At 49.4% G+C, this 17,932-nt stretch carries 11 protein-coding genes; 5 read left to right on the forward strand and 6 right to left on the reverse strand.

Going from position 1 to position 17,932, the window contains the following annotated elements; genetic code table 11:
• Window positions 1-37 precede the first annotated feature (37 nt).
• Together DMB82_RS00275 and DMB82_RS00280 are read right to left on the reverse strand one after the other, a co-directional pair.
• The gene (locus DMB82_RS00275; protein ID WP_044208411.1) at window positions 38-556 is read right to left on the reverse strand and encodes an Hcp family type VI secretion system effector; all 519 of its coding nucleotides are present in this window, start codon (window positions 554-556) and stop codon (window positions 38-40) included.
• 539 nt (window positions 557-1,095) lie between these two features.
• Window positions 1,096-2,346: a valine--pyruvate transaminase gene (locus DMB82_RS00280; RefSeq protein WP_116156658.1), complete on the reverse strand. Its 1,251-nt coding sequence runs from the start codon at window positions 2,344-2,346 to the stop codon at window positions 1,096-1,098.
• Window positions 2,347-2,738: 392 nt separating this feature from the next.
• Between DMB82_RS00280 and DMB82_RS00285 the strand changes: the two genes are divergently transcribed.
• Together DMB82_RS00285 and DMB82_RS00290 are read left to right on the forward strand one after the other, a co-directional pair.
• Complete coding sequence (locus DMB82_RS00285; protein WP_116163913.1) at window positions 2,739-3,947, forward strand: aldose 1-epimerase family protein; 1,209 nt, start codon at window positions 2,739-2,741, stop codon at window positions 3,945-3,947.
• 160 nt (window positions 3,948-4,107) lie between these two features.
• Window positions 4,108-5,019, forward strand: a complete 912-nt coding sequence (locus DMB82_RS00290; protein WP_116163915.1) for an EamA family transporter — start codon at window positions 4,108-4,110, stop codon at window positions 5,017-5,019.
• Between the two features lie 55 nt (window positions 5,020-5,074).
• Here DMB82_RS00290 and DMB82_RS00295 read toward each other — a convergent pair whose 3' ends face one another.
• Window positions 5,075-6,520, reverse strand: coding sequence for a tagaturonate reductase (locus tag DMB82_RS00295; protein ID WP_116163917.1), 1,446 nt, complete (start codon window positions 6,518-6,520; stop codon window positions 5,075-5,077).
• Between the two features lie 13 nt (window positions 6,521-6,533).
• Window positions 6,534-7,556: a zinc-binding alcohol dehydrogenase family protein gene (locus DMB82_RS00300; RefSeq protein WP_103971442.1), complete on the reverse strand. Its 1,023-nt coding sequence runs from the start codon at window positions 7,554-7,556 to the stop codon at window positions 6,534-6,536.
• 141 nt (window positions 7,557-7,697) lie between these two features.
• Here DMB82_RS00300 and DMB82_RS00305 point away from each other — a divergent pair, with 141 nt between their 5' ends.
• From DMB82_RS00305 to ggt, 3 genes are all read left to right on the forward strand, one after another.
• Window positions 7,698-8,612 carry a GntR family transcriptional regulator gene (locus DMB82_RS00305; protein ID WP_103943617.1) on the forward strand — a complete coding sequence of 305 codons (915 nt, stop codon included), beginning with the start codon at window positions 7,698-7,700 and terminating at the stop codon, window positions 8,610-8,612.
• Between the two features lie 213 nt (window positions 8,613-8,825).
• The gene (locus DMB82_RS00310) at window positions 8,826-10,175 is read left to right on the forward strand and encodes an MFS transporter (protein WP_116163919.1); all 1,350 of its coding nucleotides are present in this window, start codon (window positions 8,826-8,828) and stop codon (window positions 10,173-10,175) included.
• A gap of 268 nt (window positions 10,176-10,443) precedes the next feature.
• A complete protein-coding gene (ggt, locus tag DMB82_RS00315; RefSeq protein WP_116163921.1) occupies window positions 10,444-12,222 on the forward strand; it encodes a gamma-glutamyltransferase in 1,779 nt (592 codons plus the stop codon).
• 49 nt (window positions 12,223-12,271) lie between these two features.
• Here ggt and DMB82_RS00320 read toward each other — a convergent pair whose 3' ends face one another.
• A complete protein-coding gene (locus DMB82_RS00320) occupies window positions 12,272-12,655 on the reverse strand; it encodes a hypothetical protein (RefSeq protein WP_116163923.1) in 384 nt (127 codons plus the stop codon).
• Complete coding sequence (locus tag DMB82_RS00325; protein ID WP_116163925.1) at window positions 12,652-17,904, reverse strand: DUF637 domain-containing protein; 5,253 nt, start codon at window positions 17,902-17,904, stop codon at window positions 12,652-12,654. The genes DMB82_RS00320 and DMB82_RS00325 overlap by 4 nt, the downstream gene beginning before the upstream one ends.
• Between the last annotated feature and the right edge of the window lie 28 nt (window positions 17,905-17,932).

Raw genomic sequence — 17,932 nt, forward strand, 5'->3', positions numbered from 1 at the left:
AAAAACCCGGGACAAGCCCGGGTTGAATACAACAAAATTACGCTTCGACCGGTGCACGCCAGTCATCAGAGCCGGAAGTCCCGGCAACGGTGTGCTCCCAGTCAATTTTGCGGTAGGCCAGCGACACTTCAATCAGTTGGGTGTAGTCCAGCTTGGACGGGTCCTGACAGTGTGGCATTTTGCAGTCGATATCCACGATGGTGGCATCGGTCAGGATGGTAGAGAAGAAGTGCTCCTGCTTGCCTTCCACCGAGGTGCGATACCATTTCAGGGTCACGGTCGGCAGCATTTCACCAGATGCCAGGGCGTTGTACATCAGCGGTACGGCTTTGTTCAGCGCGACAGTGAATTTGAACGGCTTGTGCACACGCTGACCGGATGGCTGACCAGACTGCGGGTCGGTCGGTACGGTGACGATGTGTTTGAATTCCTGCACCAGCATTTCATCTTCGTGGCCTTCCACATAGATGTTGCCGACAGAGTCAGAGGTGAAAGCACCCGCGGTGATGTTGCCCTGCGTTTTCCCTTCGATGCTGATATAGCATGGAGTTGGCATAGTCTTGCTCCTTGTTGTTGAACGAAATGAATTGTTGAACGAGTTGAATAACTTCACGTTCTGTATAGCAATTCACGTGCCAACTTTTATCTTATTGTTTTTAATATAAAATAACTTAACTCAAATTTTCCTTAAGCAAAATTTGAGCAAAAAGTTGCGCAGACCTCGTGAAAAAACGGCATCCATTGCGCAAAAAGTGATTTCAACCAGAAAGTGAGCAAGAAGTTGCGCAGAATGCGCAATTATTCTGAAAATTTTGATTAGACATGTGAGATTAGCGTCTTTTTTGAAGGAGTTAGCTATTGATTGGGGGTAAATAAATGTTATTACCGATTAAAAATGCAAAACATAATTCAACTGGCTAATCGTTAGTCGCCTAATGTGGTGGGCGGTAAGGACGGGATGGCAAAAACTGGGAGAGTGAATAAAAAGAGGGAAATGCCTGGCCTTAGCATGCTGAAAGTAGGCGGTAAAAATAGTGGGGCGGTGCGTTGCCCCAACCGTATTTCGTTTAATGACGCGTCTATTCTTGCGGCGAGTTAGCCTTCCTGCATCGCCTTTTCCACTTCTTCCGCCAGAATCGCAATACCGCGTTCGATTTTTTCCGGCTCCGGCACATAATTCATGCGCATGCACTGGTGAGCGTGCGGCCAGTCCTGATCTAAGCCGGGGAAGAAGTAGTGACCCGGCACCATGAGAACGCCGCGTTTTTTCAGGCGCTGGTACAGAATTTCCGTCGTGATAGGCAGATCCTTAAACCACAGCCACAGGAAGATCGCACCTTCCGGCTTATGAATCAGGCACTGCTCGGGCGATAGATAGCGGCGAATGATTGCGATGGTTTCTGTTACACGCTGCTGGTAGAACGGGCGGATGACGTCATTAGATAAGCGCAGCAGATCGCCACGCTGAATCATCTCGTGTGCCAGCGCCGGGCCGACCGCACCCGGAGACAGGCTAATGATGCCGTTCATGTTGCCGATGGCGGAGATCACCTTTTCATCCGCAATGACGATACCGCAGCGTGAGCCGGGCAGACCCAGCTTGGACAAGCTCATGCACAGGATGATGTTCGGGTTCCACAGCGGCGTCGCATCGCTGAAGATAATGCCGGGAAACGGCACGCCATAGGCGTTATCAATCAGCAGGGGAATGTTGTGCTGCTGCGCCAGAATATCCAGACGCATTAGCTCGTCGTCGGTCAGCACGTTACCAGTTGGATTGGTCGGGCGGGATACGCAGACCAGCCCGATATCATCGGTAATCGACAAGTTATCGAAATCGACGTGATATTTAAATTGCCCCTCGGGCAACAGCTCGATCTGAGGACGAACGGAGACGAACATATTGTCGTCCAGCCCGGAATCCGAATAGCCGATATATTCCGGTGCCAGCGGGAACAGCACCTTTTTCAGGCTGCCATCGCTGTGGCGACCGGCAAATAAGTTAAATAAGTAGAAAAACGCACTCTGGCTGCCATTTGTTAGCGCAATGTTCTGTGGTCCAATCTGCCAGCCTAATTCATTACTCAGCAGCTCGGCCAGCGCCTTAAGCAGCGTATCCTTACCTTGCGGGCCGTCGTAGTTGCATAGCGCTTCCGTTAATTTCCCTTGTTCCAGCATATCCTGACACAGCTGTTTGAAGTAGCTGTCCATCTCCGGAATATGCGCCGGATTGCCGCCGCCCAGCATGATGGCGCCTGGCGTACGCAGCCCTTCGTTCAGATCGTCCATTAATTGAGTGATGCCAGCGTGGCGCGTGAATTTCTTACCGAAAAGAGAAAAGTTCATAGTTTAGTTATCAGTGGTCGTACACAGGTTAGCGGCAACCATAGCGCTTGCGCCAATAGGGTGCAATGTGGTCAAAAAACAGCCCGACAATTTTTTATCCTGTTTAGTTTTTGATTGTCAGAGTAAATCGCTGAGATAAATAGGCGCGTGGAAATGATTTCAGACGGTCGGCTTTATTTTGCTGAAACGATGTCAGCTTTTACCGATCGATGTCTCAATAATTCTGCAATTATAGATGCCATTCATAGTGAATTAGTGATGCTAATTGGATAAATAACGCGACAATGCCGAATTTTTCCATCTGGTGATAGCTATCACATTCTGACCATCTGCTGATTTGTAGTCTTTAGCTCGCATTAGCTAAAACAATTCAGCAGAGAGGGATGGTTAACATGAAAAAATTACTGGCTATAGGCATTACACTGGCGCTGACATCATGGCAACTATCGGCACAGACGTTTGTGCTGACAGATGCTGAAGGCAGTGTGGAAAAGGGAAACTGGCAAATTGGCAGTGATGCCCTGAAGATACAAAATCAGCATTTCAGCATTGAGCAAAAAGTCCTGCACGGCGGACGTCAGGAAGGCAGTAAAGTGATCACAATTACCAGCCAGGACGGCCTGAAAATTGCCCTCAGCCCGACGCGAGGGATGAACTTGCTGCATGTAACGGGCAAAAACATCCGCTTAGGGTGGGATTCGCCAGTTGATGAGGTCGTCAACCCGAATACCATCAATCTGGAAAGCCGTAATGGATTGGGCTGGCTGGAAGGTTTCAATGAGATGATGGTGCGCTGCGGCTTCGAATGGACGGGGCACCCGGTTGTCAGCGAGGGCATGATCTATACCCTGCATGGCCGTGCGGGCAACACGCCAGCGTCAAAAGTGGTGGTGGAAGTCAGTGATAAAGCGCCGCATACCATTACGGTGCGCGGCCTGCTGAAGGAAAACAGCTTTAAGAAGTCGAATCTGGAAACCTGGACTGAGCTGCGTTACGTCCCCGGCAGCGAGTCGTTTACCGTGCACGATGTGCTGACCAACAAAGCCGACTATGCGCGTGACTATCAGATTATCTACCACAGCAATTTCGGTACGCCGATTCTGGAAGAAGGTGCGCGTTTCATCGCACCGGTAAAAGATATTTCTCCGTTTAATGACCATGCCAAAGCGGGTCTCGCAACCTGGCAAACCTACAAAGGGCCGACAAAAGACTTTGATGAAATGGTGTTCAACATTACGCCGTATACGGATGCACAGGGTAAAACGCTGGCGGCGCTGGTGAACAAGGCGGGGGATAAGGGCGTGTCGATTGCCTTTGATACCCATCAGCTGCCGCTGCTGACGCTGTGGAAAAACACGGACACGGAAAAACAGGGTTACGTCACGGGGATCGAACCCGGCACTAACTACGCCTATCCGGTTACGATTGAACGCGAACAAGGGCGGGTCAAAAAGCTACAGCCCGGCCAGAGCACGACGTTTGAGCTGACATACAGCCTGTTGAGTAGTGCAGAGGCAGTACAGAAAACGGAGCAGCAAGTGAAAGCCATTCAGGGTGACAACAAAACCACGCTGACGGAAAAACCTATTGCCATCGAGTAACGTTATCTATGCCGACCACAGAATCTGGTGGTCGGCTATCTCACGTTGGTTACGCTGAGTCATTGTCACGTAAAGCCATAATTATCTTTTCTTATCCGTATTTTCATTTTACGCGTACCTTGAAGAAGGTATTTGTTACGTATTTGATCAGGGGATGAGAATGTCGTTGAAAGATGCGCTGCTCGCGCTGTGTGTTGTCGTGCTATGGGGCGTGAACTTCGTGGTGATCAAGGTTGGGCTGAACGACATGCCGCCTTTCTTACTGGCAGGGCTACGTTTTTCGCTGGTGGCGCTCCCGGCTATTTTCTTTGTTCCTTTCCCACGTATTCCCCTGAAATGGCTGCTCGCCTATGGCATGACGATCAGCTTTGGTCAGTTTGGCTTCTTGTTCCTCGCCATCAAGCTGGGTATGCCTGCGGGGATTGCGTCACTGGTGTTACAGGCGCAGGCCTTTTTTACGCTGCTGGTTGGCGCGGTCTTACTCTCCGAAAAGCTGCGCTGGAATCACGTGGTCGGCATTCTGGTGGCGGCGCTAGGGATGGTCGTGCTGGCAGAAGGTCGCACAGCGCTGCAAATGTCCTCTGGAATGACTACCACCACGCTGCTGCTGACGCTGGCGGCGGCGCTGTCATGGGCGGTGGGCAACATTATCAATAAAGTGATCATGAGCCAAAACAGCGATGTGCGCATCATGTCGCTGGTGGTGTGGGGGGCGCTGGTGCCTGTCGTGCCGTTTTTCATCAGCTCCTGGCTGTTTGAAGGTCGGGACGCGATTGTCCATAGTTTAACGACTATCCAACTGCCGACGATATTATCTCTGGTTTATCTGGCATTTGCGGCAACCATCATCGGCTACGGGATTTGGGGAAGCCTGCTGGCGCGCTATGAAACCTGGCGTGTGGCCCCGCTGTCGCTGCTGGTGCCAGTGGTTGGGCTGGTCAGTGCCGCCATTTTTCTGGGTGAATCGCTCTCGTTACTACAGATCGTGGGCGCGGTGCTGATTATGGTCGGCCTGTTGGTGAATGTGTTTGGTGCGCGGCTGCGTTTATGGCTGCCCGTGCGGCAATCGTAGCAGAACGTATTCTCTTGCCAGAGAAACAGCGCCCGGCGGGCGCTGTCGATCATCGCTATTCCCGCGCTTTCACTGCCTGGCGCATCCCTTGCGCCAAAATATCGTTCAGATCGGCTGTCACCTGCTCCACTAAACCTGACCGTTGGGTGAGATCTTCACCCCAGTGCGCGGTATTGGCGAGCACCTCGTTGACCAATTCATGCACGGTTAGATCGGTCCCAACACGTGGCCACCGCTGGCGGTAACGGCTGAGCCACTGCTCATCATCTTGTAAAGGATAAGTCTCGCCCGCTCGTTCTCCGCGGTAGAAGGCAATCAGCGCGGCCAGTGCAAACGTCAACCGTGCCGGAAAGCGCCCGTCGCGGTGGCCTGCCAGCAACTGCGGCAGAATACGTGTGCGGAATTTAGTCATGCCATTGAGTGCGATGGAGAGCAACTGATGGCGAATATAGGGATTCTGAAAACGTCCGGTGACGGCATCGGCAAATTCACGCAACTCATTCGCCGGTAAATCCAGCACCGGGATGATTTCTTGATGTAGCGTATTTTCTACAAAGCGACGCACATCGGCATCCTGCATGGCTTCACCTACCGTATCTAGCCCGCAGAGCCAGGCAACTGGAACCAGAGCGGTGTGTGCACCATTCAGAATCGCCACTTTACGTTCTTTATAGGGTCTGATGTCGTCAACAATGCGGATATTAAGCGGGCATTCTGCAAGTTTCAGTTCATCCGCTAGCCAGTTGGGGCCTTGAATGACAAAGAGGTAAAAATGTTCGGCGGTATCCAGAAAGGCATCGTGGTAGCCCAGTTTCTCTTCCAGCGCTGACGATTCTTCATGCGGGTATCCCGTTACGATTCTGTCCACGAGCGTGGAACAGAAGGTATTTGCCGTCTCAATCCAGTCGATAAACGCGGGTGAGAGCTGCCATTCCTGGGCATAGCGCAGAACCAGAGCTTTAAGCGCTTCACCGTTATAGTCGATCAGTTCGCAGGGGATGATGACCCAGCCTTTATCGCTCTCACCGTTAAAATACGTAAAGCGTTCCAGCAACAGTCGTGTCAGCTTGGCGGGAAAACTGACTGGCGGCGTATCGTTGAGGCTGTCTCCAGCGTGATAGCTGATGCCCGCTTCCGTGGTGTTTGAAAAAACAAAGCGAGTGGCGGCATTATGGGCCAGTGCCAGGTAATCGGCAAAATGCTGATACGGGTTAATCTCGCCATTCACCGATCGGATCAGACGCGCATCGCTGACTGCCTCGCCCTGTTCGTTAAGCCCCCTAATGACCGTGGTGTAAAGCCCATCTTGCGTATTGAGCGACGGTGGAAAATCGGTATTAATCGGGCGCACAATCGTTACGCCCGCCTGAAGATCGGTCTTCTCATTCAGCACATCTAACTGCCAGTCCACAAAGGCGCGCAAGAAGTTGCCTTCACCAAACTGAATCACTTTTGTTGGATAGCATGCGCCGGGAAAGTCTTTCCGATTCAATGTCTTCATGATTATTCCCTCATCAAAATGTGATGACGCCTTTGATTAGCTCACGGTTGTTAATGACATCCTTTTCATAGATGTCAGCCAATGTGGCAAACGGGTAACGGTGCGTCAGCATCATTTCTGCGGTGAGTTTGCCTTCAGACATTAGACGTCCCACTTTGGCAAAATCTTCCGGTGTGGCGTTACGGCTGCCCATCATCGTGGTTTCTTTCTTATGGAATTCAGGGTCGGAGAACTGTAAATCACCTTTAAACAGACCGACAAACACGATGCTGCCACCGTGTCGGATCAGGTTAATGGTGTTGTTCATCGCATGCTGGTTTCCCGTGGCATCAATCACTTTTTCAGCCAATGAACCACCAAATTCGGCGCGTAGCTGGGCCTCAAAGTCCTCGGCAGAGGGATCGACGACCGGCAGATTCAGGTTGGCAATGACGTGTTCGCGGCGGGCAGCGCTGGTATCCGCAACCACCACCTGAGCGCCATCTGCTTTGGCGATGGCCGCTGCGCCGAGGCCAATGGGGCCGGCACCGACGACCAGCACCTGTTCGCCACGTTGCACTTTCGCCCGGCGAACAGCATGCGCGCTAATGGCATATGGCTCGATCAATGCCGCCGCTTGTGGATCGATCCCTTCTGCAAGCAGTACGTTTGTGGCGGGCACAGCTAGATATTCGCTGAATCCGCCATCCTGATGTACGCCAATGACTGAAATTTTCTCGCAGCAGTTGGTACGGCCGCTTTTGCAGGCAGGGCATTGCTGACAGGCTACGTAGGGAATAACGGCAACCTGCTGGCCTTTTTTAAATTGATGTACATTTTTGCCTGTATCGACAACCTCACCACATATTTCGTGACCTAATACGCGTGGGTAGCTAAAAAAGGGTTGATTCCCTCCCCAGGCATGAATATCTGTTCCACAAATACCCACAGACTTAATTTTAATTAATGTTTCACTCTCACCCGGAATAGGTATTTCACGTTTTTTCCAGACAAGTTTTTTCGGTTCCTGGCAAATCAATGTATTCATTGTTGACATGATTTTTCTCTCCTGTTTTTTGTTTTTCCAGATATTGATGAAAAAAAATATTGATGAGAGATAGGAGCTGTAAATTGTGAGTGCGGACTCATAAAAATGTTTTAAATCGGTTTTTAATGTGTGCAAAAAAGGAGATCTCTCATGAGTCGTTCACAAAATTTACGTCACAATGTTATTAATCAGATTATCGACGATATGGCCCGTGGTCATATTCCGTCGCCTCTGCCGTCGCAAAATGCGCTGGCGGAGATGTATAACATCAGCCGCACGACGGTGCGTCATATTCTGGTTCACCTGCGTGACTGCGGTGTGCTTACACAGGTTGGCAGCGATTATGTGATTGCCCGAAAACCCGACCACGACGATGGGTTCACCTGCATTACCGCGCCGATGGATGAGCAAAACCGCATTTTCGAGCAGGCATTTTTCACCATGATCAACCAGCGTCAGCTCCGTGTCGGTGAGGTCTTCTCCGAGCTACAACTCGCGCGCGACGCGGGTGTCAGCCCGGTGGTAGTACGCGAGTATCTGTTAAAATTTGGGCGCTACAACCTGATTCAGAACGAAAAACGTGGGCAGTGGAGCATGAAAGAGTTCGATCAGGCATATGCGGAACAGCTCTTTGAATTGCGGGAAATGCTGGAGACGCATGCTCTGCAACATTTCCTCAATTTGCCGGACGACGACCCCCGTTGGCTACAGGCCAGAACCTTGCTGGAACGCCACCGTATGTTACGTGACAGCATTGGTAACAGCTTTCGCATGTTCTCACAGCTCGACCGTAGCTTTCATGCGCTTTTACTCTCTGCTGCTGAAAATGTCTTTTTTGATCAGTCTCTTGAAATCATCTCTGTAATATTCCATTTCCACTACCAGTGGGATGAAAGCGATCTCAAACAGCGCAACATCATTGCGATTGACGAGCACATGACCATCCTCAGCGCGTTGATCTGCCGAAGCGATCTGGATGCCACGCTGGCGCTACGTAACCATTTGGATTCAGCTAAACAATCGATGATTCGCTCAATTAATCAAACAGCGCGGGCTGACTATTAAAAACCGATTAAAAACCGTAAATCATTATCAAGAGCACGGTTTTATCAAAATAAAAACGCCTGAGAAATATCTCTTATCTATGCTCACGAGAAGTCGAATTTATTAATAAAAATTCGTGAGTGGTGATGACATATTTCATTGCTTTCCGTTTAAAACCACTTTACTCAACCCTGCGTTGAGTAAAGATAAAATTATAATATCCAGGAGCCAGACGTGGAAAAGAATAATATAACGCTAGACCCGCGTTCTTCGTTTGATACCCGTTCTTCAGCACCGCCAGAGGGAATAATTAAACGCAGTAGTCGAATTAAACGTATTCAAACTACCGCAATGATTCTGCTATTTTTTGCTGCGGTGATTAATTATCTCGACCGAAGTTCTCTGTCGGTGGCTAACTTAACGATTCGTCAGGAATTGGGGCTAAGTGCGACAGAAATCGGGGCATTACTCTCCGTTTTCTCTCTTGCCTATGGGATTGCACAGCTCCCTTGTGGGCCGTTGCTGGATCGTAAAGGCCCGCGCATTATGCTGGGCCTTGGGATGTTTTTCTGGTCACTGTTTCAGGCGCTGTCTGGCATGGTACACAGCTTCACTCAGTTCGTACTGGTTCGTATTGGTATGGGAATTGGTGAAGCACCGATGAATCCATGCGGCGTGAAGGTGATCAACGACTGGTTTAACATCAAAGAACGTGGCCGTCCGATGGGATTCTTTAATGCGGCTTCAACCATTGGTGTTGCGATAAGTCCACCCATTCTGGCGGCGATGATGTTAGTTATGGGCTGGCGCGGCATGTTCATTACCATCGGCCTATTCGGCATTTTCCTCGCTATCGGCTGGTATATGTTGTATCGCAACCGTGAGCAGATTGAACTCACCGCGGATGAGCAGAATTACCTGAACGCGGGCAGTGTGAACGCTCGCCGCGATCCGTTGAGTTTTATTGAATGGCGCAGTCTGTTTCGTAACCGCACGATGTGGGGCATGATGCTGGGTTTTAGCGGCATCAACTATACCGCGTGGTTATATTTGGCCTGGCTGCCCGGCTATCTGCAAACGGCTTATAATCTGGATTTAAAAAGCACGGGTCTGATGGCGGCGATCCCTTTCCTGTTTGGTGCCGCCGGAATGCTGGTGAACGGCTATGTCACGGATTGGTTAGTGAAAAAAGGAATGGAGCCGATCAAGAGCCGTAAAATCTGCATCATTGCTGGTATGTTGTGCTCAGCCGCTTTTACTTTTGTGGTGCCACAGGCGACAACCTCAATCGAGGCTGTGTCACTGATTAGTATGGCGTTGTTCTGCATCCACTTCGCGGGAACATCGTGCTGGGGGCTGATCCATGTTGCCGTTGCGTCGCGTATGACGGCATCGGTCGGCAGTATCCAAAACTTTGCTAGCTTCATCTGCGCATCATTCGCCCCGATTGTGACCGGCTTTATTGTGGATACCACGAATTCCTTCCGTCTGGCGCTGATCATCTGTGGTTGTGTGACGGTATTGGGTGCGCTGGCCTACGTTTTCCTCGTTCGCCAGCCGATTAGCGATCCCCGTAAGGATTGATTCTCCGCCGTCCCGCATCCTTATTTGTTCCTTTCTTTTGCGGGGCGGTTTTTTGTCACGTTGCTTTATGACGGTGCGTATAGATCGTGCCGGGTCGCAAAGGTGGCACGACATACTCGCAATTTCTCATGCCTTTCCTACGCTTTTTACTGCTGCTGGTGAATCCGTTAAGCCGTGTCTGTTTATTGGTGTGGATTTTGCAAGTTAGCCAGGCAAGAGGGTAAGAAATAAAAGCAGTGAGTGAAATCAACGGGATAAAGGGGTCGGAATGAGAATAAAAAACAAAACATCGGGAAAATGGCTGCTGTCACTGAGCGTGACGGCGTTGCTGGTGAGTGGAACCGTGCAGGCCGCATCGGCCCCTGCGGTGGAAGCGAAAAACGGTATGGTGGTCAGCTCGCAATATCTGGCTTCGCAGATCGGCGTCGATATCCTGAAAATGGGCGGCAATGCGATTGATGCCGCCGTGGCCGTGGGTTACGCGCAGGCTGTGGTGAACCCCTGTTGTGGCAATATCGGCGGCGGTGGGTTTATGACGCTGCACCTGGCCGATGGGAAAGACACCTTTATCAACTTCCGTGAAACGGCACCTGCGGCAGCCAGCGCCAACATGTATCTGAACGCTGATGGGAGCGTGAAAAAAGACGCGAGCCTGTACGGCTATCTGGCCGCTGGCGTACCGGGAACGGTGCTGGGGCTGGATACTGCGCTGCAAAAATACGGCAAATTGACGCGCGAACAGGTGATGGCACCCGCAATTAAACTGGCGCGTGAAGGTTTTGAACTGACGCGAGCAGACACCGATATTCTGGACACCACCGTCAAGCGCTTCAAAGCCGATCCTGAGGCGGCGCGCATTTTCCTGCGTCCTGACGGTAGTGCGTTGCAGCCCGGCGATAAGCTGGTTCAAACCGATCTGGCGAATACGCTGGCGGCGATCGCCGCTAAAGGGCCGGATGCTTTCTACAAGGGCACAATCCCGCAGATGGTGGAGAAAGCGGCAAAGCAGGGTGGTGGGATTCTGACGGTAGCTGATTTTGCCGATTACCGTATTACCGAAACGGCACCGATAACCTGTAACTATCGCGGTTATCAATTTGTCTCTTCGCCACCGCCCAGCTCCGGTGGTGTCACGATGTGTGAAATTCTCAATATTGTCGAAGGCTACGACATTAAATCGACGGGCTTTAACTCGGCAGCCACCGTGCATGTGCTGACGGAAGCGATGCGCCACGCCTACATGGACCGTAACACGTACCTCGGCGATCCGGCGTTTGTGAGTAATCCCGTCGAGCGCCTGTTGAGTAAGGATTATGCCGCCGAAATCCGCAAAAAAATCGAACCGGAGAACGCGACGCCGTCCGAAAACGTGCAGCCGGGGATTGGCCCGCACGAGCGACCAGAAACGACGCACTACTCCATCGTGGATAATCAGGGCAATGCGGTGTCCACGACTTATACCGTCAACGGGCGTTTTGGTTCGGTGGTAATTGCGCCGGGTACGGGCTTCTTCCTCAATAACGAAATGGATGACTTTACCGTGAAGGTTGGCGAGAAAAACCTGTACGGATTAGTACAAGGGGAACGTAATTCGATCGCCCCCGGTAAGCGCCCACTTTCGTCCATGAGCCCGTCACTGGTGACGAAAGATGGAAAAGTCTTCATGGTGCTCGGTTCGCCCGGCGGTTCGCGCATTATCACCATCACGCTGCAAACGGCGCTGAATATTATCGATCACGGCATGGCGCCGCAGGAAGCGGTGGACGCACCGCGCATCCATCATCAGTGGCTGCCGGACGAGGTGTATTACGAACAGCGTGGGCTGTCTGCGGATACGCTGAACCTGCTGAAGCAGCGCGGCTACAAGATGGTGGAACAGACGCCTTGGGGCGCAGCAGAGCTGATTCTGGTTGGCTTACCAGGTGCGGCGGGCGTGACGCCTGCGGATTCGGGCAATGACTCGGCGGTATCCGGGAAAGTGCGTGAAGGTTACCTGTACGGCGCAAATGATATCCGCCGCCCGGCCGGGGCAGCGATAGGGTATTAATTTTACTTTCCTATAAGTTAGCGGCCCAGAAAGGGCCGCTCTATTGAATCTATTCTGATTTTTTATCAATTAGCCCGAGTAAAGACATATCATAGAGAAGATCTGATTTTTCTTCCTCGGTAATATCTTGGGTTAGTTTATCCAAACCTTGATTTGAGAGGATACTGTTTATACTGTTACGTAAATTTTTTTCAACCTGTTGTGGTCCCCTTCCTGCCATTAAAACCAATGTGACCACGTCGAGCATTAGGTTTTCTATATCTAATGCATAGGCATTTTCAAACTGATAGTATGCATAGCCGATCTCTGACTCATGTTCAGCCCATCTTTCACCTCGGCGATTAAACGACTCAATTTTATTCCTGCAATAGGCATAATAATATCTTAAAAGAGAGTTTTTAATTTCTTCATAATTAATTCTTTCCTCTGTCATTTTTTTGCTCCTGGTCTCAATGTAATCCCGTTGTTGTCAAGTATTTTCACTTCAATCCCAGGGTATCTTTGCTGAAATTGCTCTACAACTCCTAAGCAACTTCCACAGGCTGGACGCTCTGTAAAGATAGTAACCGTTCCTTTAGCTGATATATTACCAGCTAATTTGTCTGAAATATTATCCAGTATCTTATATTCTGAATCCGTATTTCTGGCTATTATAAACCCCTTATTGTTAGGTATCTCTTGGTATTTGAAACTCTCACTTCCTTTACCAACTAAGCCATTACCGGATACATTCACACCACTATGCGCAGCTAGTGTTTTTGGAATGCCGGGGATATTAATATCTGCGACGGCAACATTACCACTACGTTTGGGATCTGATGGTAGTCCTGCTCTTAGGTCTGTCACCTGTTGTTTAAATGCTACCGTCTGCTGTATGGTCTTCTCATTAACCAGATAACTTTTCCAGCCTGCGGTTGGCGTCACGAGGCTTTTTGACAGGTATTGATTACCAACGCCTGCCTTCCCGATGCCCGCGAATGTACTCGCTATCGAAATACCAAAACCTAAAGCTTCTACTGTGTCCTTAGACCAGCCTGTCATCTGGCTAAAATTTTCAATCCATTGGTTTCTGGCAAACATCTGACCATCAGAAATGCTGTCGCCTGTAGTATAGGTAAACAGCTGTTCCATGTCATAGCCTACATAAAGCGGGTAATTGCTTGTACGTTGCCGATCTTTTTGCACCCAATAATTGGCGAGTATTCCATCTTCTTCGCGTGTTGCAGGGTACAGCGCCATCAACGTTTCATATTGCTGACGTTCTTCTGAATTTAACGATTCCTGCGCCACACAGTTAACTTTGCGACAGGATGCTGCCAACAGGCGCATTTCTTTCTCTTTGTTACCCTCGGCAAGCTCTTTGATGGCCTGAATTTCATCAAGGTGCAATTGTCGATTAAAGCGTTCAACAATTTCAGCAGCGTTGGCACCGCTATTTACGCCACTGGCTTTGCCTGTGGCGACTGCGCCCATAATCGCACCCGCGAAGCGGCTAATTTGAGCCTGCTTTTCTTGCCATCCTTCTGATTTTACAAGGTTATCGTTAATAATTATGCCAGCCAGCTCTGCTGCCAGTGCGCCTGCCGCAGCGCCTTTGACGTTACCACCGCTGATTTCAGCCGCTATGCCCGAAACGACAGCATGGCTGAGTGCTTTGCCCGGCACATCAAGGACAGAGCCGTTATCCCCTATAAACTTCGCCCCTTCAGCGTTAATTTGGCTGCCGATATTACTTAGGAGCGCGGTGGTGAAATTATCTTTGAAGCTACCGCCGTTAATCGCGGTGCCGATGCTGGAGCTGATAACTGACTGTCCGGCGACACGTTGCGCCACCTTACTCCAGTCACCGTTGCTGAGCATGGGTAATTTCTCTGCGCCAACAACCGCACGGCCAGTTTTTAATATGTGATCAAAACTGGCTAACGCACCACCCACAGCCATTGAAGTCACCAGCGATTGAACAGAGGCGCTGCTACCTAATGCCCGCATGGTTTTGGTCAGGTTGCCTTTGTTGTCGATCAGCGCGATGGCTGCCTGTGAGGTTAGTGCCGTCATCCCAGAGTAGACAGCTCCAGACATCACGGTGGCTGTCATCCCTGAAGTCGTACCGGCTGCTGCTGTCGCCGCCATCCCTGCCAATCCCGCTCCTGCGGTAACTGCCGCAACGGCAATGGCAATCACGGCACCCACTACGGGGTTCAGGCTTTGTGTGGTGTGGTTCCAACTGCTGTAGGCATCCTGTACTGCGTTCCATTGCACGTCTTTACGACTATTCAGCCCTTTGAGCCACGTTGCTCCTGGTGTATTGCTGAGTATCAGCAATGCTTCTTGCAGCGATTTAGCATTGTGTGTTTTTACGTCAGCGGAAATCCCTGTTGCGGCATCAACGGTAAACTGACCACCTGCATGGATAGATGGCAATAGCCATGTGTCCTTGGTGTATCCCTTATCGGAATTTTTAATGAAAAAACCTTTCGATGTGGTGATGGTTTGCTCGAACGTGGTATTTTTTACCGCTTTAAAGATGACCTGACCCTTAGTGCTGGTGAGTTTGGCGTTCTTGCCTGCCGCTATTTTGCTGGCTTCATAGATGCTGTCATCGCGGCTAAGCAGACTGATGTCACTTCCTGCAGTAAACTCAGCTACTTTGTTGCTGACACTATGATATGTCTGTTTACCTTTTTTCTTTTTGCCATACCAGGTGCGGCTACTGGATTCTGTTTCATAGTGATTGGTTTCTTCCATGGCCTGCGCATACAGGAATCCCCCTTTAGCAGCAACATCCATTGCGCCTTTTGCAACTAAACTCGTTGCCTGGAATAAGATGCTGCTGTTGGATAACAGCGTCAGCACACCACCGCTGTTTAACACGACATTTTGTTGTGTCGTAGACTCATTAAATTCATTATTGCCTTCTCGCATCGCGTAATTTTTTAGTGCGTTAAATTCCATCTTTCCACGGGAGCTTAACGTCATATCCCCTATTGAGGACAATGAACTTCCGTATGCAATGAGATCGCCATTTGTGGCAAGGGTAAGATTTCTCCTTGCATTAATCTGAGTGATAGCATGGCGATCGTCTCTATTGTCCTCATCAGGAGTGGCGATGGCAGAATACGCGGTAGAAAGTAATGAAAGAGTGTTACCAGCCAAGAGAGTGATATTACTGGCGGATAAGTTTGCTGATTTAATACTAAGTGTATTTCCTGAGTTTATTAATAGATTTCCGTTACTCACAATTCGACTTGACAATGAAGGGTGGCGTGTTGATGGAAGATATTTTTTATAAGCCTCATCTGTCTTTTTAGAGTCGATAGTCAGGATGCCATTGGCGATTAAATCAATATCCCTTCCTGAGTTAAAAAATACTCCAAATAAAGATAGGTTACCTTCTGCTTTGGCAAGGATGCTGTTTCTTGAAAATATTTTATTTAACTTAGATAATGTGTTGTCAAATCTCTCTTGATCGTTGTTCTGCGTTACTCCCGTCCCCGTTTTATGAGTGATTAAATCGTATTGATGATTGTTAATTATGATGTCTTTTTTGGCAGTTAATGCAGTGTTTGTGTTATCTCCAAAAATAACACCTGATAAATTTATATTCCCACCCGAATTTAAAGAAAGCGTATCTCCTGCGTGGAGTGATGCATACTGACGATCGCCATTATCATTAAATGTTGGTCGCGTGCCTGTGGAGTAATAGATATTACCTTCACGGCTGTTAAGACTAACGTTATTTGCTTTCAAAACCGATATCGTTGAAGCAATTGTGGCAATGGAGTTGATGTTTATATCTTTGTTTTTTGATAGTAAATTTGAGTTGTCAATAATTGTTTGATTTTTAGAAATCAAATTTATATTATTTGATGATTCAATTATACCATTTATTTTTATATCACCAGCATTCAGTAAAACTTCATTTCCATTAATGTTTATTGTGTCAGGAGTGACAACCGTTGGAGAGGTTGGTTGCAGGACATTTCCTATTTTTATTAGCCTTTCAAAATCTGCAACGACATTCCCAGTGGCATGTACCTTTGCCGATAGCAACTGCTCGCCTTTAAAAACGCTCTCTTTGTCTTTGACTTTATAGTAGGCAAGGATAAGCGGTATACCATCATCCAAAATAGTTGTACTGGCCGATTGTGGCGTATTCGAACGTCTAATGGCCTGTTCTTGTGCCGTTTCTGAGCGGAAATTGGTTGTATGTTCAGTTTGTTTTAACAACGGGGAGATATTTAAAAATTCCTGTCCTGCCAGAAAGATATTTCCATAGGATTTCAAATTGCTGGCGTTATTCTCCAACCGTGTAGCATTAATATAGAGGTTTTTTGCTCCGTGAATTTCGGATTCAGATGTAGCAACGTCCCCTTCAAGCTCTTTTTTAACAATTAAAGGGATATATGTTTTTGCATCGGAAAGCGATCGTATTGGTAATTCATTGCCAACATTAAGGTTGGCGTAAGTTAAATCCTTCTTCTCTTTTACAACGATCTGATCTCTGACATTGTTAAGCGATCTCGTCCGAATCACCAAATCCCCGATATTGGTTTTAATCGTCCCTGAACGATTTTCGACCTTAACGCCTTTATTCCCCGTCGCGTCTTTTTGGATCCACAGGTTGTTGTTGGCCTGAATGGTGGCCTGCGTGTTGGTCAGGTTATCGTTGAACAGGCGCATATCTTCGCCTGCTATAATATTCCCTTGGTTATTCAATACGGTACTGGCAAGCGTGATATCACGATCGCTTTTCACCGTATTGCCTGCGGCGATGTCGACCTGTTGTGCAGTCAGATTAATATCGGTTTTCGCGTGCACATTACCGAGCTGGATTTTACCTTTGCTGTCTAGCGTAATGCCTTGCTGAGAGCTGGTCAGGTTAGCGACGTTCGCACCAACGCCATCCTCGGTTGCCACGAGTCGGATACGTTCAGCGTACATGCCGCCAAGCGCTTTGGTGTCGACTGCCAGTAGTGGTTTTGCACCTTCTCCGGCGATAGGAACGATCGTGCCGGTTTTGAAATCGACCCGATTGCTGCCTTGAGTTAGCGTCAGGTTTTTCGCGTTGATTTTGCCGTTCAGTTCGGTTGCCCGGCTGAGGATATCGACATAATCCGTTGCTGAACCGTCCAGGCCTTTGCCACCAATGGTGATGCTGCCTTTTTTCACTTCCAGCGCTTCAAGTGCGCCTTGCTGATCTAACACCGGTTTACCCGTCGTCAGCGTGGCTGAAGGCGTGTTGATAAACCCACATCCGTCACAGGTGATGCCGTTAGGGTTAGCAATCAATACGTTGGCTTTATTCCCGAAGACTTCTATTTTCCCTTGCAGGTCTGAGCGGGTGGAGCCCGTCACCTCGTTGATAATCAAATCGGCCGCTTTGCCATTGAGGTTGGCGTTAGCGTTTACCTGTCCGGCCAACTGCGATTGACCTGCGGCAATGCTGTTATTTAGCACGGCACCAGGTGTTCCGACGCTGAAATCTTTATAGGTATTGTGAGAAACACCTGCCGCATTTGGCGTCGCGATATTGATGACCGGGACGGCACCCGCGTTGTTGACCTGCGTACGTGGGCCGTCTGGCGTGAGCGCCGCGAATGCAGGGTGTAAGGGTTGAATTGCGGTCAGGTAGATCAGCAGATAGCTAAGCCCGCGTGTGGTGCGGTTATTGAATTTTTCCATGTGACTTTCCTTGTTTTCCTTTTGCTGT

This window comes from Pectobacterium aquaticum, assembly GCF_003382565.3.
In the GTDB taxonomy this organism is placed as follows: Bacteria; Pseudomonadota; Gammaproteobacteria; order Enterobacterales; family Enterobacteriaceae; genus Pectobacterium; species Pectobacterium aquaticum.

Bases quoted from the DNA above. Each gene is read 5' to 3' on its own strand.
- DMB82_RS00275 (WP_044208411.1), bottom strand. From the start codon at position 556: ATGCCAACTCCATGCTATATCAGCATCGAAGGGAAAACGCAGGGCAAC.
- DMB82_RS00280 (WP_116156658.1), bottom strand. From the start codon at position 2,346: ATGAACTTTTCTCTTTTCGGTAAGAAATTCACGCGCCACGCTGGCATC.
- DMB82_RS00285 (WP_116163913.1), top strand. From the start codon at position 2,739: ATGAAAAAATTACTGGCTATAGGCATTACACTGGCGCTGACATCATGG.
- DMB82_RS00290 (WP_116163915.1), top strand. From the start codon at position 4,108: ATGTCGTTGAAAGATGCGCTGCTCGCGCTGTGTGTTGTCGTGCTATGG.
- DMB82_RS00295 (WP_116163917.1), bottom strand. From the start codon at position 6,520: ATGAAGACATTGAATCGGAAAGACTTTCCCGGCGCATGCTATCCAACA.
- DMB82_RS00300 (WP_103971442.1), bottom strand. From the start codon at position 7,556: ATGTCAACAATGAATACATTGATTTGCCAGGAACCGAAAAAACTTGTC.
- DMB82_RS00305 (WP_103943617.1), top strand. From the start codon at position 7,698: ATGAGTCGTTCACAAAATTTACGTCACAATGTTATTAATCAGATTATC.
- ggt (WP_116163921.1), top strand. From the start codon at position 10,444: ATGAGAATAAAAAACAAAACATCGGGAAAATGGCTGCTGTCACTGAGC.
- DMB82_RS00320 (WP_116163923.1), bottom strand. From the start codon at position 12,655: ATGACAGAGGAAAGAATTAATTATGAAGAAATTAAAAACTCTCTTTTA.
- DMB82_RS00325 (WP_116163925.1), bottom strand. From the start codon at position 17,904: ATGGAAAAATTCAATAACCGCACCACACGCGGGCTTAGCTATCTGCTG.